Consider the following 22,713-nt stretch of genomic DNA (forward strand, 5'->3'; position numbering starts at 1 on the left):
CTTTGTTCGGGCATGGAGGTTGAAACATCACCCCCCGTCATCCCGACTCTCCCTTTGTCATCCCGACCGAAGCGGAACCGGGGTCCCCGGCGTACGCGTGTTCGTGCGCTGGGGTGGAGAGCGCAGCGGAGGGATCTGCATTTTCTCTACCTGCGAAGAATCCGGGTGCCCCATCTTCGCCGCCCGTTGTTGGCGCAAAGGGTGGGAATGCAGAATCTCTGATAAGAAGTTTTTGTTTTGTATCAGGGCACGGCTTCAGCCGTGCCGCAACCGGCCCAGAAAGATCGGGCTTCAGCCCCTGCGTCTCGCGTCAGCGAGACCCGGTAGAAGCACCGGGCAATCGGGATCCCCGGCGAACAAAGTTCGCAGCGGTGATCTTTAGCCCGGTGAACGAATGCTCAAAAGAGGGGCTTCAGCCCCGGTGAATGAAAACGTGAAAGAGAAAGAGGCGGGTGCCCCATGTCCGAATTTCCGGACATGGGGAAGAAAGGATCATCTCCCTGTTCGGCCCTGGTAGAGTAGATTGCTCTCATACGCTCCTCCGGCCGACTGTTCCCGGCAGAGCATGAAACGAAGCTCCCGTTGTTCGCACCACACCTTGTATTCAGGAGAGATCCATCATGCAGCACCGCATCACCGGCACCACCATGCCCGTCCTTGAGTTCCTTCTCGAGCCCGGCGACTGTGTCATCTCCGAGGCCGGCGAGCTCTCCTGGATGTCCAGCTCCATTCAGATGACCACTCACACCCAGTTCGGCGGCGGTGGCGGCCTCTTCGGCATCCTCAAGCGCGTCGCCGGCGGCGGCTCGCTCTTCATGACCGAGTACCGCCCCATCGGCGCCCCCGGCGAGATCGCCTTCGCCACCCGCGTCCCCGGCCACATCCTGCCCATCGAGGTCCAGCCCGGCTACGACTACATGATCCACCGCCACGGCTTCCTCTGCGCCACGCCGCAGATTCAGATCAGCGTCGGTTTCCAGCAGTCACTCGGAGCCGGCATCTTCGGCGGCGACGGCTTCCTGCTGCAGAAGGTCTCCGGCCAGGGCATCGCATGGATCGAGCTCTCCGGCGAGACCGTCGTCCGCGATCTCCGCCCCGGTGAAACCCTCCGCGTCCATCCCGGCCATGTCGGAGCCTTCCAGGCCAGCGTCGGCTTCCAGATCACCACCGTCCCCGGCATCAAAAACATGATTTTCGGTGGCGACGGCATCTTCCTCGCCGCGCTCACCGGCCCCGGCCGCGTCTGGCTGCAGACCCTGCCCATCGCCCGCCTCGCCCACAAGATCATGGAGTATATGCCTCGCGAGCAGGCCCGCCAGACCACTGAAGCCGGAGTCGTCGGCGGCATCGTCGGCTCCATCCTCGACGGCATGCGCTGACAGCCGCCATGCGGCAGTGACGTAAGTGTCGTGAGTCAGGATAAAAACCGGCCTTCCCACCTTCGCGCAGCTAAGGTGGGAAGGCCGGTTACCCCATAGCCTGCCCTGAGCGGAGCCGAAGGGTCCGTCTTTTCGGACATGGGAGTGGAAACCCTCTGTCATCCGAATCCCACCCATGCCATCTCGAATCCCCTTGTCATTGCGGCACTCCTTTGTCATCCCGAGCGAAGCGGAACGGAGTGCAGCGCAGTCGAGGGATCTGCATTTGCTTCTCATGAATGGGATATTCGCAGGACCGGGTGCCCACCTTCGCACCCCGGGGTCTCCGGCGCATGGGATGGTCGTGCGCTGGGGTGGAGAAGCTAAGGTGGGATGAAACCAGGAGATAAGAGGGTTCTGCGAAGATCCCCCTTTGGTCCGAATAACTCGCCTCGCTGCCGCAGGCTGCCGTGGAAGCGCATGCGCTGGAACGGCAGAGCCGGTCCCGCCCGGCCGGCCTCAGATCTCTTTATAAAAATTGCCCGGCAGAAGATTCTGATGAAACCGCACTCTGGTTCCATGGTCGGGAACCCAGTACTGCCTCTGTGCCAGCACCGCGATCTCCGCAGGCAGCGTCGGCATCGGCTCTCCATCCCGGCAAAACTCCCACCCGCCGATCGACGAATTCACTTTGGTGTCGTGTTCCCGAATCGTTCCCGTCTTCGTGTCCACGTGGACCTCCACGTCCACCTCCCACAGCGCCATGCCCAGCGGCACAATCGTCTTCATGTCGCTTCTGAGCGATTCGTCGCGAGCGGCCAGCCACGTCGTCAGCTCCACCTTTTCCTCTACCATCAGCAGCTTCTGCTTCCCCGTGTCCTTCTTCCGCCCCAGATACGCGTTCGGAAACTCCAGAGGAAAGCCAATCCTGAGCCGGTCATTCGTCCTCACGTACTGAAACTGCGGGGTCGGCACCTTCGTTCCGGAGACCATCGCCGTCTCTGTCTCCGTCGTAAAAGGAAACACCACATCGGTGGGCCGAACGCTGGCGTCATAGAGCGGCAGATTTTTCACCCTCCACTGCACGCACCCATCCGTGTAATAGCCAATGCGCGAGGCGGAGCGCACCACCTGCACAAAGCCGAACCGGTACATCGCCGCGCTCGGAAGCGTCAGCAGCAGCGCCGCGCCGCAGGTAAATTTCTGGCTGACCGTCACCGCTTTACAGCCATCCACCTCAGCCACTGCGTGGCCGGCGCCGCCGTCGAATTCCGGCTCGCCCTCCGCGACCTTGAAAACCGCTCCGTTGTATTTGAATGTTCTGTCTGGCATGCAAAGACACAATACTCCCGAGCCGTCCTCTGATCCATATTATTTACAACATTTTGTTGTGAGACGCGGCCCGAGCTTCCACCCCTCCCGTAATCGAGAGGGATGGAAACCCGGCACGGATACTCTCACTGTTTTTAAACACCTCGTCAGAACGGCTTCGGCGAGATCACAATCGAATCCGGATTCGACGCATAGCCCGTAGCATTTCCGAACTGAATCTGATTCGCCCCCGCCTTCAGCTGCACCGGAACCACCGTGCTCTGCGGACTCCCGCCCAGGATTCTTGTGGTCGGACATGGGAATCGGATGCGGATCTCTCAGTGCGGCACCTGCCAGCCCGCCCCCGCCGTCGCCAGCACCGTCTCATCCGTCGCATCGCCTGAGACCTTCTTCGCCATCTCCGGAAACGCCGCCTTCACCGCATCATCCTTCGCCCACACCGGAACCTCCATCATCCGGTAGTGATAGCTCGCCGTCGTCTCGATAAACCCGTCATGCGGTCCCGCCGGCGTAAAGCCGTCCACGCTCGTCACTACCCGATGTCCATAGCAGAAGCCCGGCGCAAACCGCTGCCCCGCCGGCGTCAGCGAATAGCGAAACACCTTCAGCGACCGCTCTTCCTCCACCGTCGTCATTCCGGCTTTGGTCATCGCGTCCATCTGCGCTTTCTCGGTCCTGGCTGCGCTGTCCGCCCCGGGCCCCAGGCTCACCTCGTGCGGAAACTGCATTCCTGAAAACAGGCATTCTTTCCTGTCCTCGAAGTAAGTATTCAGCGCCTTCTGCAGCTTGTCATTGGTCGGCTTCGTATCCGGCTTGCATCCGGATACCGCCGCCAGAAGCACCCCCGCCGCCAGCATCGTTACCAGTGAATGGCCTCTCATCGCGCCCCTTTCGTTCTCCGTGACGCTCCACTGTCCCGGTCTTTTCACAGGGAGGTAGATGCGAAAAAGCCACCGTGCGCGCTGCCCCTGCAGGAACAGGATGCCCCGGTGGCCGTTCTCCAGTAAAAAAGATTAATCAGATAAGTGCAGACTCTTCAGAGCGCTGCCGGGCACCGGTTCATGCTGCCGGCAGCCGGTTCATAAAGTCCAGTGCGCGAATCAGCCACTCCTTCAGATTCTTCCGGTTCACCACTGCATCCAGAAACCCATGCTCCAGCAGAAACTCCGACCGCTGAAAGCCCGGCGGCAGCTTCTGCCGAATCGTCTGCTCGATCACCCGCGGCCCGGCAAATCCAATCAGCGCCCCCGGCTCCGCCACGTTCAGGTCGCCCAGCATCGCAAAGCTCGCCGTCACCCCGCCCGTCGTCGGATCGGTCAGCACCGATATATAAGGAACGGCCGCCTCATCCAGTCTGCCCAGCGCCGCCGAAACCTTCGCCAGCTGCATCAGGCTCACAATCCCTTCCATCATCCGGGCTCCGCCCGACGCAGCCACAATAATCAGCGGCATCCGTCCGTCATGCGCCCGGTCCACCGCCCGCGCCAGCGTCTCTCCGGCCGCCGCGCCCATGCTGCCGCCGATAAAGCTGTACTCCATCGCGCTCACCACCACGCGATGCGGTCCCAGCATGCCCACGGCGTTCACGACAACGTCATTCAGACCGGTCTCCGCCTGGGCCTTCTTCAGCCTGTCTTTATAGGGCTTCAGGTCCACAAACTCCAGCGGATCGGTCGACATCAGCTCCAGGTCCGCCAGCTCGAATCCCGGCTCCAGCAGGCTCTCGATCCGCTCCCGCGCGCCCAGCTTGAAGTGCCGTCCGCACTTCGGGCACACCTGCAGGTTCGCTTCCAGCTCCGCCTTCCAGATCACCTGGCCGCACGAGTCGCACTTGATCCACAGCCCTTCCGTGCGCACCCGGCCTTCGCCCGAGCCCTCGATATTGTTCTCTTCCCGCCTGAACCACGACATCCTGAAATCCTTCCCGTAACCGCTGCCGGCGCATCCATTCCAGCCTGCATCCGGCAATCCGGATAAGAGCAGATACCGGAGCTTTTCCCGCTGCCCGTCTTACCGGTCGCATGGCTCTTAGTCGTTCGAGCCCTCACCCATCTCCGCCCGCTTCCTCAGCGGTCCGCTTTCAGCAGGCAGTCTTCCCGCTGACCGCTTCATCCCTGGCCGCTTCCTGGCTGACTGCTTCCTGGCAGATTGCTTCTCAGCGGACCGCTTTTTAGCTGCCTCTGTGATATGGGTGCCCAGCAAGGATTGTAAATGCCCGGTAGACCTGCTCGCACAGCACCACCCTGGCCAGCTCGTGCGCCAGCGTCATCGAACCCAGCGACAGCAGCGCCCCGGCCCGTTTCCGCGCCTCATCCGACCACCCGTTCGCCGGCCCCACGGCAAAGATCATCCGCTGCTGACCCTCATCGCGCTGCCGTCCCAGCCACTCCGCCAGCTGCTCCGACGACATCTGCCTCCCCCGCCCGTCCAGCAGCACCACTACCGGAGCCGTCCTTCCCCGCTGCCTCTCCATCGCCTCCAGAAAGGCCTCCTCCGACCGGTAGCCCGTTACCTCGACCTCGGCATACGCCTCCATCCGCCCGGCATACATCTTCGCCAGCTCTTCAAAGGCGGGTCTGGCCCGCTCGCCGATGGCAGCAAGAACGACTTTCATCTCATCCAGTGTAGGAGAGCGAGCCTGCAGAAGAGAAAGTGCCGCCGCTTCCACGGCTCCCGTCCTGCTCATCCGCACGCAAAAAAAGAAGCCCGGCCGAAGCCGGACTTCTCATAGTGTTTCTGTTTATTTCAGTCAATAGAAACGTCTAGAACTCCAGCCGGCCGGAAACCTGCAGAACACGTGCCGTTGTATTGAAGCTGAACGGCTCGGTAACGGTGCTGGAGATAATCCCGAAGCTGGGAGAAGTAATGTCCGTGGTCGGGTTGTCAAAGTTGGGGTGATTCAGGACATTGAAGGCATCTGCGCGAAACTTCAGGTTCACTTTGTCCGAATAGAGGGGGAAGGTTTTGCCCAGCCCCATATCCATATTGAAGTACTGCGGACCGCGCAGGTTGTTGCGGCTGCCGATCTGGAAACCGATCGGACCGGTGTAATCGGAGAGAGACTTCGACACGTTTGCGAAAGCGTTCAGTGGCGCTCCGTGGCCGCCATTGGTGTGGATCTTCATATCGGCGATTGGTCCGATAAGAATAGGAGGGGCGTTGTTGGAATATCCCGCCACAAACGCATTCGCTACAGCCGAGTAGGCAACGCCGCTGTGATAACTGGGAAGACCGCTCAGCTCCCAGCCGCCGATAAATTCATTAAGCCAGAAGGGGGCCGTTGCTGCAAAAGTACGTCCCCGTCCCACGGGAAGGTCATAGATGAAATTGCCGCTGAGAATCTGAGTTTCATCAAAGTTGGAATTCGCACGGCATTCACGAGGCCGCAGTTCATCGCAGATGAATCCAGGACCGCCTGTGAATCCGGAGGCCGGTGAATTCGCGATCAGCGAAGTGTTGTCGATGGAGTGCGACCACGTGTAGTTAAGGTCGAACTGCAAGCCATGCCCGGCATTCTTGTGCAGCGTGGTAAGCAGGCCGTTATAAGAGGAGAATCCCTGATTGGTGTAGTAGGTATTTTCAGAGAACTGCGACGCCATACCTGCGTTGTCCGGCAGAACTCCAGCGCCCGCAAGAATTTCCATCGTGTCGGCGAAATCACCTCGCTGAACGTATGGTTCGACAGCATCTGCGACAAACTCGGTATTGTTTGAGTACCCAAGTGACTGTCCGACTCCAGCTGTCAGAACGTTTTCAAACCAGGGCTGAGGAGTGATAACCGCTCCCGAGCGAACCTGTCTTGTTAAATTGGCAAACGCGTTGGACATCATCTGGCCTGAAGTATGATCCGGAAAATCGATCAGCTGCTCAGCGTCAACCTGAGCAAGCAGGCGCCTGCCCAGCCGGCCTACATACGTAACCTTCGCAATAAAGCCCTCAGGGAACTCATGCTGCCAGCCAAAGTTGTACATGATCGAATAGGGAGTCTTGAGATGCTTGTCGACAGTGGAGCTGAATGCCTGGCCGTTCGCCAGACCATACGGAGTCGGATTTGCTATCGTCCCGTCGATAAAAGGAGCGAACGGCTTCGTGATGACCGGGGCAGACGGGGGTGGAGGCGGAGCAGCACTGAAGCCGCCGAATCTCGGATCATCCAGCAGAGACTGCCGCGCATTGCCGACGATGCCGAACGGATTATTGTTCGACGCCTGGAAGAGATAGGAGTTCTGCTCCTCCTGATACAGCACTGAGTTAACTACGGTGTGGTCGTAGATAATGCCGCCGCCGCCGCTGAAGACAGACTTGCGGTCAAAGCTCGGGCTGTAGGCAAAGGCAAATCGAGGCGCGAAGTTTTTATTCACCGGATCGAAATAACCCGGAGCGTGGTTAGCCTTTCCGGCTAGCGAATAAGAAAGGATAGGAACCGCAGTGGGACCGGTTTGTCCGGCAGCGCTCTGAGCAATGCGGGCGGCAAAATAACTGGCAAAGTCCTGGCTGATCACGGACTCGAGACCGTGCTTTTCATAGGGCACGGTGTAATTCTGCCAGCGAAGGCCGTAAGACAAAGTAAGGGAAGGCGTTACCTTCCAGGTATCGCCAACATAGATTTCCGTCTCGTAGTAGCGGTAATCGGTGTGGGATCCGGTGCCCTGGGGCAATACGTTGCCATTGGCGTCATAGTTGAAGGTGCTGCCGACAGACGAATAGTGGCCAAGCATCAGCGTATAAGCTTCGTCAAAAAGAGAAGCTGCCAGCCCGCCATAATTTGGCCCTGTATCGATATCGGCAGGACGCAGCGAAGAATCCAGAGACGGTATGTGTCCGCCTACGCCGATATTGGGGTTGTTATAGTCCTGAACCGCGGTGCTGTCCGGATTGAGATATTTGAAAGTGCCCCCGATAACGATGCTGTGGCGGCCTTTCTCCCAGTTGAAATCATCGCGAATCACCGGAACAGGAAAGGTCCGGTACTGCCCATTCGAGGAGGTGCCATAGGCAGGATCGAGAATAGTTCCTCCTGCTGCCGTGCTCCCGAAGGTGTAATTCGTGCTGCCGGTAGGCGAATAGGAAACCGGGAAGCTGTAGTTTTCAAAAGTCTCGCCGTAATAGAACTGGTTCACCTTATTGCTGCCGATGGACCAGTTATGTCCCACAACCCAGCTGTAACTCTTATCGAAAAACGGATAGGTTTGCGGATCGCCGGGAAACTGAACCGGAGTCTGCGTCGCCGTCTGCCTGGTAAACGTGGCACGTGCGAAGATCTTCATCGTGCTGTTCAGGTTGTAATCAAGCCGGCTGACATAGTCGTTTTCCTTTAAGGGAAAAGGCGCGTTAAAGCGGAAGCCTGCCGTGTTGATCTCGTCCGGGCATATAACCGCACTCAGCTGGTTTACCGTATCGCAGGCGCCGGAAAAATCGTTTGCGTGTGGATAGCGGCTGGACCAGAGTGCGTTCAGCGCCGGATTGAAACCGATCCCCTGGGGATCGTTCTGAGTTACCTGCTGCGGGCTCCAGGAGGAGAAACCGGGGTTCGTATCGGAAGAGTTGTTGACGTAGGCGATCTGTCCTGCCCGGAAAGAATCCAGCGGAACAACGCGCTCCGTCAGGTTCGTCAGTGTATCCCGCCGTCCGTTGTAATCGAAGAAAAAGAAGAGTCTGTTCTTCAGAAACGGACCGCCGATGTTACCGCCGAACTGATTGCGGATGAGCGGGGGACGCGGCACGCCGGCATTGTTGTTGAACCAGTCGTTGGCCTCAAGATCCGTGTCGCGGTGATACTCCACCAGCGAGCCATGAAAGTGATTGGTCCCGCTCCGGGTAACAAGCTCATATTGTGCGCCACCGCCCTCGCCGGCGCTGGAAAGCTGACCACCCGTAACACCGCGGAACTCCTGTACGGAATCCACCGGAGCGTTGGCAACAATTGTTCCAAACTGGCCTGTCGTATTATCGTTCACATCCAGACCGTCAAGAGTTACGTTGTCCTGATCTTCGCGCGCGCCGGTAACAGCGCCTCCCAGCGTGGTACCGGGCTGCTGAGTAAACAGCGACGATGGGTTGCTGCGGTCCTGAACCGGCAGATCGTTCAGAAACTGGACCTGAAAGTTATTGCCGACCGTGGCGTCGGTAGTATCCAGGGTTACATCCTGGTTGCTGGCCGAGACTTCCACCGTCTGCTGTGCCGTTCCGGGATTCATCTGAGCATTCTGCGTGCGGGTAGCATCCACATTCAGATAAAGCCCGGAGATGACCGCCGCCGTGAACCCGTCATGCGTGAACTCGATTCGATAACCAGGTCCCGGCTGCACTTCATGCAGCGAATAAGAGCCCACGCCATTGCTCACTGCGGTATAAGAAACACCGGTCTGGGGATTGCTGAGAGTGACATGAACCCCTGGGATCACGGCACCCGTCTGATCTGTGACCACTCCGGTGATCGAGGCAACAGCCTGGGCCTTCAGGATGGCAGGAACGGAAAAAACCAATAGCAGGACGAAGAGCCTGAACGCGAAGCGTTGGACCACTTGTCAATCTCCTTTTATAACTATTTAGGCTAAGCTAAATGCCAGCAATTTAATTGCCAACAGTAATAGCTTTTGGAATCAATAAATTACCCGTGCCGGAATCGAGAAAAATCATATAAGTCCGGAGAGCCGATCTATGACAAATAGAAGAATCAAAAACCTATACGGCTCTGAATCGGGACATCGCAGCCAGGAATCGAGCCGGGTCTTTCTGCAGGCCTGAAAATCCGCATCTCCGGAATGCCATCCATCGGCTCGAACCAGCTCTAAAAGTCCCGTTGTTTCCTGATCTCCCGCGAACCACGGCAAAAACCCTCAACGGACGGCCGCCTGAATTCCGCATTTCATAGGTACGCTTCGCGGATCTTCCAAAACTGGAATATAGAACAGCATTCCAGGACAACTCGCCGGACCACTCCCCTGCAGACTCCGCGAAATGTCATCGTATGTCAACAATAAAATGTTGCATTTCAATCAGATAAAAGCTGCCGCCTGACCTCCGGACGTACCCTCACCCCGAACATCCCGCCCTTCTCGAATCAGCATTTTATGGTCATTCGATTGCATGTTAGTTAATAGCTGAAAGTAAATCTATTCACCGGATGCTGATCAGCGGCCGTATTCCCGGATATCCCTCCCGCTCCACCGCGCCAGGCATATCGGCTACCCCTCGAAGCGGCCCGAAATCGCCGTTCTGCGCGGAGTGAAGACCCTCATTGCAGAGCCCTTTTCACAGGAGGAGCAATGAATCAGAAGCGCAGCATTTTGCCGGTGGTCACAGCCCTGGCTTTTCTGTTGACTGCATCGACTCACTTCGCAAAAGCGCAAAATCTCTACGCCGCCATCCACGGCACGGTCACCGACACCAGCGGCGCGGTCATTCCCAACGCCACCGTGACTGTGGTCAATACCAGCACCGGCATCACTACCGCAAAGCAGACCAACAGCGAGGGGTATTACATCTTCCCGCAGCTGCAGTCCGGCGGCCCTTATACGGTGACGATCTCCTCCCAGGCCTTTCAGAACTTCGTCTCCTCCGGCCTCAATCTCGACGTCAATGACAATCGCGACATCGACGCGAAGCTGCTTCCCGGCAGCACCTCGCAGACCGTTCAGGTCAACGCGACCGCCCTCCAGGTCGAAACCTCAGACACGCAGCTCAAACAGGTGGTCACCGCGTCGCAGCTCGAGCAGATCCCCATGGAGGGCCGCGACCCCGCCGGCCTGCAGAAGCTTGAGCCCGGCGTCGTCGAATCCTCCGACCGTCTGGGAAACTTCTCGAGCAACGGCAGTCAGACCCCGCAGAACGCCTATCTGGTCAACGGCATTGATATCACCGACGTCTCGCTGAACCAGGAGGGGCTGCAGGTCAACCCCGACGCCCTCCAGGAAGAAGACATCGTCACCAGCACCATCAATCCGGAATCCTCCCGCAACTCCGGCGCCATCATCAATCAGGTCGTCAAGCCCGGCAGCAACCGCTTCCACGGCAGCGGGTTCGAGTTCTATCGCGACACCTTCCTCAACAACGGCAACTACTTCTCTCAGATCCGCCCCGACTTTCACCAGAACCTCTACGGCGGCACCCTCGGCGGCCCGCTCCTCCGCAACAAGCTCTTCTTCTTTACCGCCTATCAGGGCCTGCGCAATCGTACCGGCGAAACCCAGGTTCCGCAGACCATGAGCTCCGATCAGCTCGCCGGCATGTTTTCCGGCAATCTGAACTACAGCGTCGGAGGCAACGACAACACCCCCTACACGGCCTCGAATGGGCAGCACTTCAACGACGGACTGGCCAATAATCCCCTGCCCTTCCCGGTTACCGGACCGATGGGCACCTGCGCGCCTCCTGAGACCTGGGCAGAATGCTTCAACGGTCCCGGCAGCTCCGGCACCGCGGTCAATATCGCGTCCGGCCAGTGGAACTCCCTCGCTGCAAAGATCGTGCAGCAGTATGTCCCCGGGTCGAACTTCCAGTCGGGCGGAAACTCCTACTACGACTTCAACGCCGCCAACACTCTGGCGCAGGATCAGGGCATCGCCCGCATCGATTACACGCCCACCTCGCGCGACACAATCTGGACTTCCACCATCTTCCAGTCCAGCCCCGGCACAAACGCGCTGCCCTTCGGCGGCAGCAGCTTCCCCGGCTTCACCATGGTCGCGGCCGACCACTACAAGCTCTTCAATGCCTCCTGGACGCACACCTTCGGTGCCGATATGCTCAACGAGCTGCGCGCCGGCTACTACCGCAACAACTATCCCTCCGTCATTCCGCAGACGGTCACGCAGCCCGGCTCCTATGGCTTCAGCATCAGTCCGCAGCTGGCCCAGGCGAGCCTTCCCTACATGTCCATCGGCGCCTACTTCAACCTTGGATTCAGCTACGAAGGCCCCCAGCCCCGCGTCGACACCAGCCTGACCTATTCCGACAACTTCAGCTGGATCATCGGCAACCACTCGCTCAAATTCGGTGGCTCCTTCGAGCAGTTCCGCGTCCGCAACCCCTTCGCCTATCTCAACAACGGCTCTTACTCCTATAACGGCTCCGGCCAGTACAGCTCCGGCGACCCCATGATCGACTTCGTGATGGGCATCCCCGACAGCTACGCGCAGACCAGCGACGGCTTTATCAACGCCGTCTCTTCTGAGCGCTACGTTTACCTCCAGGACAACTGGAAGGTCAGCCCCACCTTTACCGTCAACCTCGGCATCGCCTGGGACGCCGAACAGCCCACGCAGAACGCGCAGTTCGGCGGCCTCGGCATCAACTGCTGGGCGAACACCAGCGTCACCTCGAAGATCTTCCCCGGTGGCCCTCCAGGACTCTTCTTCCCCGGCGATCCCGGCTGCAACGCCGCCGGTTCACCCACCACGAACTACAAACACTTCGGTCCGCGCGTCGGCTTCGCCTGGTCGCCGGAGTCCGGCCCCGCGCGGCTCATCGGCACTCCCGGCTCGCATGAGTTCTCCGTGCGCGGCGGCTTCGGCATCTACTACAACCGCGATCAGGAAGAGCAGTCTCTCCAGAACCTCGAAGATCCGCCGTTCTTCTATTACTCCCGCGGCGCCGGCGACGTCGGCGGCAGCCCGGCGTTTATCAATCCCTTCCAGGATGTCAGCGGCAACACTTCACTTTCTGAGGCCAATCCCTTCCCCTTCACCGTCCCCACCGCCGGCGCCATGATCGACTGGACGCAGTACAACCAGCTTGCCCTCGCCACCTTCGACAAACACTACGACGCCCCCTACATCTACAACTTCAACCTGAACGTGCAGCGCTCGCTGCCCGCCAACATGGTCATGCAGATCGGTTATGTCGGTTCCCTCGGCCGTCGTCTGCCCAGCTGGTATGAGGGCGATCCCATCACCCCCGCCGGCCATGCAGCCTGTGCCGCTGGAGCTACGGTGCCTGGGTTTCCAGCGTCTGACACCTGCAACGGAAACCTCCGGACGGCGATTCACACCTACTTCCCGCAGTTCGCGGCCCAGCCCGCCATCGTGCCCGGCTCGCAGAGCCAGCTTCCCAACGGCCTGCCCTGGTACACCAGCATCGCCGCGCAGAACACCGAGGGCAGCTCCAGCTACCACTCCTTCCAGGCAAGCCTCATCAAGGCGCCCACGCATGGACTGCAGTTCACCCTCGCCTACACCTACTCCCACGCCCTCGACGACGGCTCAGGATACGAAAGCGTCACCGGCGGCGATTCCGGCTACGGCCCCGGCCGCGCTCTTATCTGGGTGCCTCAGTTCAAGTGGCTCAACTACGGTGACTCCGACTACGACGCGCGTCACCGCATCGTCGCGTCCTATGTCTACCAGGTCCCCGTCGCCGGATTCATGAAGCACAATCTGCTCCTCCGTGAAGCGCTCTCCGGATGGGGCATCGGTGGTGTCACCGCCGCGCAGACCGGCTTCCCCGTCGGCATCTCCATGGGCACCTCGCAGTCTCTCTGGTGCGACGCCAGCTACTTCGGCTGCGGCGACGTGCCCGATACTTCGTCCACCCACATCGCCACCTACAATCCGAGAAACAGCGGCCACCAGTGGTTCGACATCACGCCCTTCTCCGCCGAGCCCCTCGGCACCTACGGCAACACGCGGCGGAACTTCTTCCACGGCCCCGGCTTCAACTACACCAACCTGCAGATCTCGAAGACCTTCAACGTCAGCCCCGACGGCGTGCGCTCCGTGCAGTTGCGTCTGGAGGCCTTCAACGCCTTCAACCACGCCAACTTCGCCGCGCCCTCCGGAAACTTCAGCGACAGCAGCTTCGGTCTCATCACCAACGTGATCCAGTCCGCGGAAGTCAATCAGGACCCGCAGCCTGGCCGGGCCATTCAGCTGGTCGGCAAGTTCTACTTCTGACGAGTCCCGGAAGCCGAATCCCAAAACCCGCTTCGGCAGGCCGAATCTCCGCAATGAAAAAGGGTGTCCCGTCAGGGACACCCTTTTTGCCGCCTGCCAAAATCTGCGTTGCGTCGCGCTTCACCGCGCCGCTGCTTCTCCCACGCCCATACTCATCCCCAGCCCCGCCGCGTCCACCGTCGCCCGAATCATCGAATCGAAGCCCATGCACGAGTTCATCATCAGGTGGTACAGCCGGCGATCGGTCCACTCCTGCTGGTGAAACCGCCGCACATACTCGGCTCTGCGCCGGTCCGTCATCTGAATATCCCGTTCCGCATCCCGCGCGTGCTCCGGAAAATGCTCCTCGAACCACTGCACCTTCCGCGCCTTCGACGCATAGACGAACACGTGAAAGGCTCCCGGCGTTCTGGACAGCACGCACGCCGCGCCGCGCCCCACCACCACGCGATTGCCCTCCGCCGCCTCCTGGATCAGGTAGTCGCGAACAAACTCCACCATCCGCTCGCTGTCGAAGACATCCGCCTCGCCCTTCGCCATCCGGTCCAGCGATCCCAGCCAGAAGGCCTTGCCGAAGCGGTAGTACCACGGGTCCAGCCGCTCATCGCACTGCTTCGCCAGGCTGGGAGACACTCCCGCCTTTCGCGCCACTTCCTCGATCAGGCAGTAGTCGATCAGCTTCCATCCCAGATGCTTCGCCAGATGATGCGCATACTCCGCGCCCCGGCTGCCGTACTCCCGCTCTACCGTGATAATCCGAACCATGGCCGCTGCCTCGTTGCGCAAATCCTGTCGCTGATCTTAGCGCAGATTCCGGCATGGATGCTCATTGCCCAGGCAGGCCGCTCGCTGCCATATCAAAATTCATCTGCAGCGCCCGGCATAAGCGCCGGAATACACCCCTCCGGCCGTGCCGCGCCGCCGGGACGGCCATTCCCCGGGTGCCCCATGTCCGGATCTTCGGACGTGGGTTCAGGGCTACTCCCGCAGCTCCACCACCGTTGCGCCCGCGCCGCCCTCGTTCTGTCCCGGCTCCGTCACGCTCGCCACCTGCGGGTGCCGTTCCAGCCACGCCCGCAGCGTCCGCCGCAGCACACCCATCCCCGTCCCGTGAATAATCCGGATGCGCGGCAGCCCCGCCAGAAACGCCTTGTCGAGGAATTTCTCCACCTCGTCCTGCGCCTCGTCCGCCGTGCGCCCGATCACGTTGATCTCCCAGCTCACCGCCGCATCCGGCTCCGCCACCTGCACCGAGATCCCCTTCCGGCTCCGCACCGCCTGCAACGGCGTCGCCGCCGCCTGCGCGCTCCGGACCACCTCCGCAATCTCGTCCCGCGCCACCCGCATCTTCATCGGTCCCACGGCCACTTCAAACGTCTTATCGTCGATCTGCCGCAGCACCGTGCCCGTCTTCCCCAGCGTCCTCAGCCGGACCGTGTCTCCCTCCGCCACATGACGCACCACATGCGGCTGCGCATGCCGGTCGCCCTTGTCCGCGCCCGTATGCTGCGCCACCACCGCCGTGTTGAAGGTCTCCGCAAACTCTCTCCGCAGCCGCGCAATCCGCCGCTCCGCGTCCTTTGACAGCTTCTGCTGCTGCACCTTGTCCTCAACCGCGCGCACCGTCTCCCGCGCCTGATACGCAAAGTCCTTCAGCAGCGATTCCAGCTGCGCCTCCAGCTCGCGCACCTTCGCGCGCCACTCCTTCAGCCCCTCCGCCTGCAGCCGCGTGCGCTCCCGCGTCAGCTCCGCCTCCAGCGTCTGCACCCTCGCCCGCTCCTCGCCCGCCGCCTTCAGCTGCTCATGCAGCTGGTCCAGAAACCGGCCGATATCCAGCGTCTGCGTGCTCAGCTGCGCCCGCGCCGCCGCCACAATCTCCGCATGCAGCCCCAGCCGCTGCGCGATATTAATGCCCGCCGACGCTCCCGGAACCCCCTGCCGCAGCTCGTACGTCGGCGCCAGCGTCTTCTCGTCGAAGCCCACCGCGGCGTTGACCACCCCCGGCGTGTTCTCCGCATACACCTTCAGCGACGTCAGGTGCGTCGAGATCACCGACCACGCTCCCGCCCGCAGAAAGTGCTCCGCAATCGCCACCGCCAGCGCCGCGCCCTCTTCGGGATCGGTCGCCGATCCCAGCTCATCCAGCAGCACCAGAGAGTCCTGCGATGCGCTTGCCGCAATCCGGTTCAGGTTCACCACATGCGCCGAAAACGTCGACAGGTTCTGCTCGATCGACTGCGCATCGCCGATATCGGCCAGAAACGCGTCGAAGACCGGCAGCACCAGCTCTTCCGCCGGAACCGCGATCCCCGCCTGCGCCATCATCGCCAGCAGCCCCGCCGTCTTCAGCGCCACCGTCTTGCCGCCTGTGTTCGGCCCGCTGATAATCAGCTGCCGCTGCTCATTCTCCAGCGAAATACTCAGCGGAACAATCGTGCCGGGTGCGGGTGCCCCCTGTCCGGACGTTCGGACATGAGATTGCGCCCGCAGCCGCCGCTCCAGCAGCGGATGCCGCCCTCGCTTCATCAGAAACTCTTCGGACACAGAAGAATCTTTGGGCGCCCCATGTCCGGATCTTCGGGCATGGGTCTCACCGGAGCCGGCAAATCCGGATGCAGCGGCAAATTCGGGGGCCCCATGTCCGTCTGTCCGGACATGGGTTGTTTCCCCGGCAGGCTCCTCAAACTTCGGACGCACGCATCCGTACTCCTCCGCGAACCGCGCCCGCGCCTGCAGCGTGTCCACCTCCGCCAGCACCTTCGCGCCCGCCAGAATCGGCCCCGCATACTGCGCAATCTGCCGCGTCATCTGCAGAAAGATCCGGTGAATCTCCGCTTGCTCTTCCTCCAGCAGCCGCACCAGCTCGTTGTTCAGCTCAATCGTCTCCAGCGGCTCCACATACACCGTCTGCCCGCTCGAGCTCGCCCCGTGCACCACGCCCTGCGCGCGCCGCTTCCACTCCGCCTTCACCGGAATCACGAACCGCTCGCCGCGAATCGTGATCAGGTCCTCCTGCGTGCTGCCGCCCTCGGAGAACCGCCTTAGCGCCGAGCGCAGGCTGTCTTCAATCGCCCGCTGCTGCCGCTCCATCTCGCGCCGCAGCCGCCGCAGCTCCGGCGAGGCATCGTCCGTCAGCGACCCGTCCGGCAGAATCTTCGCCCGCATCGCCTCCACCAGCGGACGCAGATCGATCGTCATCAGCTCCGCCGAAACCGTTGTCAGCTCCGGCATCCGCCCGTTCATCGCATCGGGAGGAGCCTTCACCACCGCCGCCCACCCCGCAATATCCTCCGCCAGGTCCAGCAGCCCGCGAATCTCCGCCGCCTCCAGCGCAGCGCCCTCGATCCGCGCCTTCGCCAGCCGGTTCGAGGGATCGAAGAGCGAGCCCAGCCCCACCCGCACGCCCTCGCGCACCAGCAGCCGCATCTCCTCCGCGAGCCGGTGCTGCCGTCCCAGCCACGCCCGGTCGGTCGAAGGAGCCAGCGCCAGAACCCACTCCCGCCCCACGCGCGACTGCGCATACCCGGCCAGAAACTCCAGGAACCTGTCCCACTCAAGAGCCGTGCGGCTCAGCTCCGGTACCGGCTGCGAAATCGATGCAATCAGTGACATGCCAGTACGATTCTATGCGCGCTCGCCGGATGCGCTCGTCTCCGCCATCCTCCGTAAAATCCAGGGTGCCCCACCTTCGCGAACCGGGGTCTCCAACGCACGCGGTGTTCGAGCGCTGGGGTGGAAAAGCTAAGGTGGGAAGCCCATCCTTCCGCCAGCGCCGGGTGCCCCACCTTCGCCGCCTATTGTTGGCGGATAAGGTGGGCAGCCTCATACCTTCACCGTCTTGCCATGCTCCACATGCCCATATCCACAGGTGCGCTTTGTATCAGGGCGCGGCTTCAAAGCCTGCCCTGAGCGCAGTCGAAGGATCTGCGGTCATGGGAGGCACGCTCACCCGGATGGCTAATCCCTTCCTCCCACAAACCTGTCAAGACCTCGACCATCTAACTCGCTCATCCTGCAGAAGATAAACCTGGCATATCGTTTTCCGCCTCTCCGTACAATAGAAGCAGTCACCCAGCCCGGCTCCGGCCGGGCTTTTCTGTTTTCAGGAGGCATCCCATGGTTTCCGACTGCACCTTCGTCCTGCCCGGCGGGTCAAAATGCCGCGGCGTCGCCCTCCGCGGGCAATCCCTCTGCCGCCACCACATGCCCGGAGCCAAAACCCGTCCACCCTCCCCGCCCAAACGCTCCCTCTACTCCCGTCTCATCCGCTGGCGCGACCTCGGCCGCTCCATTCCCTTTCTCGCCAAAGAGTCCATTCCCGAGGAGATCCTCGGCATCCTCTACGCCATGCTCGAAGACGACGGCGGCATCTCCGACCGCCAGGCCGGCAAACTCCTCCGCAGCCTCATCCGCAGCAACGGCGACGTCCCCGTTCTCCCCCATCCCGAAACCGCGGGCATGCTCAACATTCGTATTCCCACTGCCGGACTGCCGCCCGGCTTCGGCACCCAGCCCTCTCTGCGGCAAACGCAGCCGCGCATGCCGCACGCGCAGCCATGAAGCTCGCAAAGACGGCCGTCAGCCCGGTGATCTGTTTTCAGTCATTTACTGTGGCGCATGGCCGTCTCTGCCGCACCTGTGACGCCTCTGCGGCATACACGGCCGCGCAGCAACTGGCCTGTTTTCCGTCACATCGGAGGGCCCTGCCTCCTGCCGCGCCGACCGCCGCTGAAAACAGGGCACTTGCTCAAAATCAGTCCAAAAATATGAAGGGGTTCTGTGCGATCGTCCCGTAGCGGGGCACAGCTTTAGCCGTGCCGTCACCGGCCTCTGCAGAATCCGGGGTGCCCCATCTTCGCCGCCCGTTGTTGGCGGCTAAGGTGGGAAGCCGGCCTTTCCGCCAGCGCCGTGTCACCGTACCGTATCAGGGCACGGCTTCAGCCGTGCCGTTACAGGCCAGTAAGACGGGGGCTTCAGCCCCTGTCACGGAACGGATTCGGATACCCCTGCGTATTTCTGAACAGTGTTCGGGAGGTGTTCGATGTATTGCAGTGCATGTGGCCAGCCAATGGATGCGTTTCAGATCGTCTGTCCCCGTTGCGGACGCCAGGTTGCCCCCGTCGCCGCGCCCGCGCCCATCCCGTACTTCTATACCCGTGTCCATCGCCACGTGCATACCGTCGCCATTCTCTGGCTCGCCTATGCCGCCTGGATCACGCTCCACTGGGTTCTCGCCGTCGGCTTCCTCGCCGGTTTCTCCCACCACTGGGGACATCACATGGACCACGGCTTCGATGGCTTCTACAGCTTCCCCTTCGCCCACTTTCCCTGGTTCGTGCCGCTCATCAGCGTCATCCTCGCCGCCCGCGCCATCCTCTGCATCGTCACCGGCCTCGCGCTCCTTCGCCGCGCGCCGTGGGCCCGCACGCTGGCCATCGTCATCGCATTTCTCACCCTCATCCGTCCCCTCACCGGCACCATCCTCGCCATCTACACCCTGTGGGTGCTGCTCCCCGGCGCCTCCGGGCAGGAGTATCAGCGCATCATCGCCCCGCAGCCCATGTAACACTCCGCCCGTACAATAACCGCATGGAATATCCGGTTACCCGTCTGCGCCGCCTCCGCCGCAGCGAGCCCATGCGCTCCCTCGTCCGCGAAACGCACCTCGAGCCCGGCGCGCTCATCCAGCCGCTCTTCCTCTGCCCCGGCGAGGGCGTCCGCAAGGAAATCGGCTCCATGCCCGGCGTCTTCAATCTGTCGATCGACGAGGCGGTGAAGGAAACCGAAGCCGCCGCGGCCCTCGGCATCGGCGGCCTGCTCCTCTTCGGCCTGCCCGGGAGCAAGGACGAACAGGCCACCGGAGCCTGGGAAGAAGACGGCATCGTGCAGACCGGCCTCCGTGCTCTGAAGCAGTCGGCGGCCGCGAAGCAGCTGCTCCTCATCGCCGATGTCTGCCTCTGCGAGTACACCTCGCACGGCCACTGCGGCATCGTGAAGAAGTCCGGCGACGACTATGAGATAGAGAACGACTCCACACTCGGCCTCCTCTCTCGGACCGCCGTCTCCCTCGCCGCTGCCGGAGCCGACATAGTCGCCCCCAGCGACATGATGGACGGCCACGTCGCCGCCATCCGCGACGAGCTCGACGAAGAGGGTTACGAGCAGACGCCCATCCTCTCCTACGCCTCCAAGTTCGCCTCGTCCTTCTACGGACCTTTCCGTGAAGCCGCCGACTCCGCCCCCCGGTTCGGCGACCGCCGCAGCTACCAGATGGACGGAGCCAACCTCCGCGAAGCCATGCGCGAGATCGACCTCGACCTCGGCGAAGGCGCCGACATGATCCTCATGAAGCCCGCCATGCCCTATCTCGACGTCATCCGGGCCGCGCGCGAGCGCTTCGAAGTCCCCATCGGCGCCTATCAGGTATCGGGCGAATACTCCATGCTCCAGGCCGCCTTCGCCAAAGGCTGGCTCGACCGCGACCGCGCCATGATGGAGTCGCTGATCTCTATCCGCCGCGCCGGCGCTGGCTTCATCGTCACCTACTTCGCTCAGGACGCGGCAAAGCGGCTGGGCTGAAAGCCCCGGAACCATACTCCCCTCGTGAAACGGAAGATATGCCCCTGCTCAAAATCGTGATCCTTGCCATCATCCAGGGACTGGCCGAGCTGCTGCCGGTCTCGAGTTCCGCACACGTCGTCGTCGCCGAGCGTCTGATGGGCCTCGACGCCTCTTCGCCGCAGATGACGCTGCTGCTGGTCATGCTTCACTCCGGCACCATGCTGGCCGTGATCGTTTACTTCTGGAAGCAGTGGCAAAAGACGTATTTCAGCAGCGGCGATGCCTTCAAACGCATCGTGCTGCGGCTCCTCTGGGCGACTGTACTCACCGCTGTCGTGGGTGAGGCGATGATCAGGGTCATCGAGAAGACGCTGCTGAAAGGCATCCCTCACGCCGAGATCGAAGATCTCTTCAACCACCTCGAGTGGATCGCCCCCGCCCTTCTCGCCGCCGGCATTCTGATCCTGATCGCGGGGCTGCTCCACAAAAGGGACGAAGGCAACAGTCTGCGCGAGCCTTCGATGACGCAGTCCGGCATTATCGGCGTGGTGCAGGGCTTCTGCCTGCCCTTTCGCGGCTTCTCCCGCTCCGGAGCGACCATCTCAGCCGGAATGCTGGCTGGTGTCGCAAAGGAGCGTGCCGAAGCCTTCAGCTTCGCGCTGGCGGTGATCCTTACACCTCCGGTGGTCGCCCGTGAAGTGCTGCGGCTGGTGAAAATGGAGCACATCAGCGGGAGCGCGAATCTCGCTTCCGCCATGGTTCCCGGACTGATCGGGGCATTCTGCGCCTTTTTGGCAGGATTGCTGGCCCTGAAGTGGCTGAGCCGCTGGCTTGAAGGTGGGCGCTGGTATCTTTTCGGAATCTACTGCCTGGCGGCTTCCGCCGTGGTTTTCGCGCTGCACCACGCCGGATACTGAGGTTACCCGCATGTCTGCGCTCAATTCGCAGCCATCGGAAATCCCGCTCTGCATCTTTCCCGATATCGCTGCATCTTCCATAACGGGCTGTACTGCGTAACAATGTAGAGTTTGGACAACTGCAGCTTTTGGCCTTCCGGCTGCTCCACGCCTACCCTTCAGACCCTATTGAACGGAGTTTCCTTTGGCAGAGACCATCTACGACGTAGCCATCATCGGCGGAGGACCCGCCGGATACACCGCCGCCATCCGCGCCGGCCAGTACGGCCTGAAAGTCGCCCTTATCGAGAAGGAGTCGAAGCTCGGCGGAACCTGCCTGCATGTAGGCTGCATTCCGACCAAGGCGCTGCTTTTCAATGCCGAAATCTACGACCACCTGAAGCATGCAAAGGAATACGGCATCGAAGGTCTGGGCGAGGGCAAAATCAACTGGAAGACGGTTCTTGACCACAAGAACCAGATCATCGCCAAACACACCAAAGGCCTCGACTTCCTGATGCGGAAGAACAAGGTCATCGTCATTCCCGGCTACGGCAAACTCACTGGCCCGGCAAAGAGTGGTGTGCACACCGTCGAAGTCACCAGCGGCAGGGACAAAACCGAACACGTAAAGGCGAAGAACATCATCCTCGCCACCGGCTCTGATGCCAAAATGTTGCCCGGCCTGAAGGCCGATGATCGCATTCTGACCAATATCGAGATCCTCTCCATTGGCGAAATACCGAAGTCGCTGATCATCATCGGTGCTGGCGCGGTTGGTGTCGAGTTCGGATCGATCTTCCGCAGCTTCAACTCGGAAATCAGTATCGTCGAATTCCTGCCCCGTCTCGTGCCTGCTGAGGATGAGGAAATCAGCAAAGAGCTGGCACGTATCTTCAAAAAGCGTGGTATCGACATCAATATCGGCGCGAAGGTGGAGAATGTCGAGAAGACTAAAGATGGCGTGAAAGTCACCTTTACTGCGTCGGATGGCAAGCAGGTAGTGAAGGAAGCCGAGAAGGTTCTGGTCGCCGTAGGTCGTGCTCCGCGCACGGAAGGAATTGGTCTCGAAAAGACGAAGATCAAACCGGATCGTGGCTTTCTCAAAACGGACGAGTACATGCAGACCGAAGAGCCGGGCGTCTACGCCATCGGTGACATCGTTGCCGGTCTGCCGCAGCTGGCGCATGTGGGCGCGATGGCCGGAATGGTCGTCTCTGCAAAGATCGCCGGCAAATATGCCCGTCCGGTGAAGCGCAATCGCATTCCCGGCTGCACCTATACCGAACCGCAAATCGGCAGCGTAGGGCTTACCGAGGCTCAGGCAAAGGAAAAGGGCCTGCAGATTAAGGTTGGCAAATTCCCCTTCGCGGGGAATTCAAAGGCGTCGATCGTCGGCTCGCACGAAGGCTTCATCAAGGTCGTGGCGGATGCGAAATACGGCGAAATACTCGGCGTCCACATCATCGGCCCGCAGGCGACGGAATTGATTGCTGAAGCGGTAACCGCCCTTGAGCTGGAAGCAACGGTCGAAGAGATGATGTTCACCATCCACGCCCACCCAACGCTGGCGGAAGCAATGCTCGACGGCTTTGGCAGCGTGGAAGGCATGGCCATCAACGCTTGATCCGTTCTCACAAAAGAGATAAGCCCGGCCGCACACGCCGGGCTTTC

The 22,713-nt window shown here is 61.1% G+C and carries 14 protein-coding genes; 7 read left to right on the forward strand and 7 right to left on the reverse strand.

Annotated features, from left to right (window positions below; all coding sequences use genetic code 11):
* Nucleotides 1-620: 620 nt before the first annotated feature.
* Nucleotides 621-1,379: an AIM24 family protein gene (locus D0Y96_RS12415; RefSeq protein ID WP_117300323.1), complete on the forward strand. Its 759-nt coding sequence runs from the start codon at nucleotides 621-623 to the stop codon at nucleotides 1,377-1,379.
* A gap of 498 nt (nucleotides 1,380-1,877) precedes the next feature.
* Here D0Y96_RS12415 and D0Y96_RS12420 read toward each other — a convergent pair whose 3' ends face one another.
* From D0Y96_RS12420 to D0Y96_RS12440, 5 genes are all read right to left on the reverse strand, one after another.
* The gene (locus D0Y96_RS12420) at nucleotides 1,878-2,690 is read right to left on the reverse strand and encodes a hypothetical protein (protein WP_117300325.1); all 813 of its coding nucleotides are present in this window, start codon (nucleotides 2,688-2,690) and stop codon (nucleotides 1,878-1,880) included.
* A gap of 317 nt (nucleotides 2,691-3,007) precedes the next feature.
* Nucleotides 3,008-3,571 (reverse strand): hypothetical protein, encoded by a 564-nt coding sequence (locus D0Y96_RS12425; RefSeq protein ID WP_147325044.1) that lies wholly within the window; start codon nucleotides 3,569-3,571, stop codon nucleotides 3,008-3,010.
* 178 nt (nucleotides 3,572-3,749) lie between these two features.
* Nucleotides 3,750-4,601, reverse strand: a complete 852-nt coding sequence (gene accD, locus D0Y96_RS12430) for an acetyl-CoA carboxylase, carboxyltransferase subunit beta (protein WP_117301037.1) — start codon at nucleotides 4,599-4,601, stop codon at nucleotides 3,750-3,752.
* A 259-nt stretch (nucleotides 4,602-4,860) separates the two neighbouring features.
* Nucleotides 4,861-5,304, reverse strand: a complete 444-nt coding sequence (locus D0Y96_RS12435) for a 23S rRNA (pseudouridine(1915)-N(3))-methyltransferase RlmH (RefSeq protein WP_117301039.1) — start codon at nucleotides 5,302-5,304, stop codon at nucleotides 4,861-4,863.
* Between the two features lie 148 nt (nucleotides 5,305-5,452).
* Nucleotides 5,453-9,214 carry a TonB-dependent receptor gene (locus D0Y96_RS12440; protein WP_117300329.1) on the reverse strand — a complete coding sequence of 1,254 codons (3,762 nt, stop codon included), beginning with the start codon at nucleotides 9,212-9,214 and terminating at the stop codon, nucleotides 5,453-5,455.
* Nucleotides 9,215-9,958: 744 nt separating this feature from the next.
* On the opposite strand from D0Y96_RS12440, the gene D0Y96_RS12445 reads away from it, so the two are divergent.
* Nucleotides 9,959-13,582 (forward strand): TonB-dependent receptor, encoded by a 3,624-nt coding sequence (locus D0Y96_RS12445; protein ID WP_117300332.1) that lies wholly within the window; start codon nucleotides 9,959-9,961, stop codon nucleotides 13,580-13,582.
* A gap of 120 nt (nucleotides 13,583-13,702) precedes the next feature.
* Here D0Y96_RS12445 and D0Y96_RS12450 read toward each other — a convergent pair whose 3' ends face one another.
* Nucleotides 13,703-14,347, reverse strand: a complete 645-nt coding sequence (locus D0Y96_RS12450) for a cytidylate kinase-like family protein (protein WP_117301041.1) — start codon at nucleotides 14,345-14,347, stop codon at nucleotides 13,703-13,705.
* Nucleotides 14,348-14,560: 213 nt separating this feature from the next.
* Nucleotides 14,561-17,194 carry an endonuclease MutS2 gene (locus tag D0Y96_RS12455; RefSeq protein ID WP_117300334.1) on the reverse strand — a complete coding sequence of 878 codons (2,634 nt, stop codon included), beginning with the start codon at nucleotides 17,192-17,194 and terminating at the stop codon, nucleotides 14,561-14,563.
* Nucleotides 17,195-17,698: 504 nt separating this feature from the next.
* On the opposite strand from D0Y96_RS12455, the gene D0Y96_RS12460 reads away from it, so the two are divergent.
* From D0Y96_RS12460 to lpdA, 5 genes are all read left to right on the forward strand, one after another.
* Nucleotides 17,699-18,142, forward strand: coding sequence for a hypothetical protein (locus tag D0Y96_RS12460; RefSeq protein WP_117300336.1), 444 nt, complete (start codon nucleotides 17,699-17,701; stop codon nucleotides 18,140-18,142).
* Nucleotides 18,143-18,623: 481 nt separating this feature from the next.
* Nucleotides 18,624-19,148: a zinc ribbon domain-containing protein gene (locus D0Y96_RS12465; protein WP_147325045.1), complete on the forward strand. Its 525-nt coding sequence runs from the start codon at nucleotides 18,624-18,626 to the stop codon at nucleotides 19,146-19,148.
* 23 nt (nucleotides 19,149-19,171) lie between these two features.
* Nucleotides 19,172-20,161, forward strand: coding sequence for a porphobilinogen synthase (gene hemB, locus D0Y96_RS12470; protein ID WP_117300340.1), 990 nt, complete (start codon nucleotides 19,172-19,174; stop codon nucleotides 20,159-20,161).
* Nucleotides 20,162-20,199: 38 nt separating this feature from the next.
* On the forward strand, nucleotides 20,200-21,060 hold the full coding sequence (locus D0Y96_RS12475) for an undecaprenyl-diphosphate phosphatase (protein WP_117300342.1): 861 nt from the start codon (nucleotides 20,200-20,202) through the stop codon (nucleotides 21,058-21,060).
* A gap of 184 nt (nucleotides 21,061-21,244) precedes the next feature.
* Nucleotides 21,245-22,666: a dihydrolipoyl dehydrogenase gene (lpdA, locus tag D0Y96_RS12480; protein WP_117300344.1), complete on the forward strand. Its 1,422-nt coding sequence runs from the start codon at nucleotides 21,245-21,247 to the stop codon at nucleotides 22,664-22,666.
* The last annotated feature ends 47 nt before the right edge of the window (nucleotides 22,667-22,713 follow it).

It is taken from the genome of Paracidobacterium acidisoli, from assembly GCF_003428625.2.
Lineage (GTDB): Bacteria > Acidobacteriota > Terriglobia > Terriglobales > Acidobacteriaceae > Paracidobacterium > Paracidobacterium acidisoli.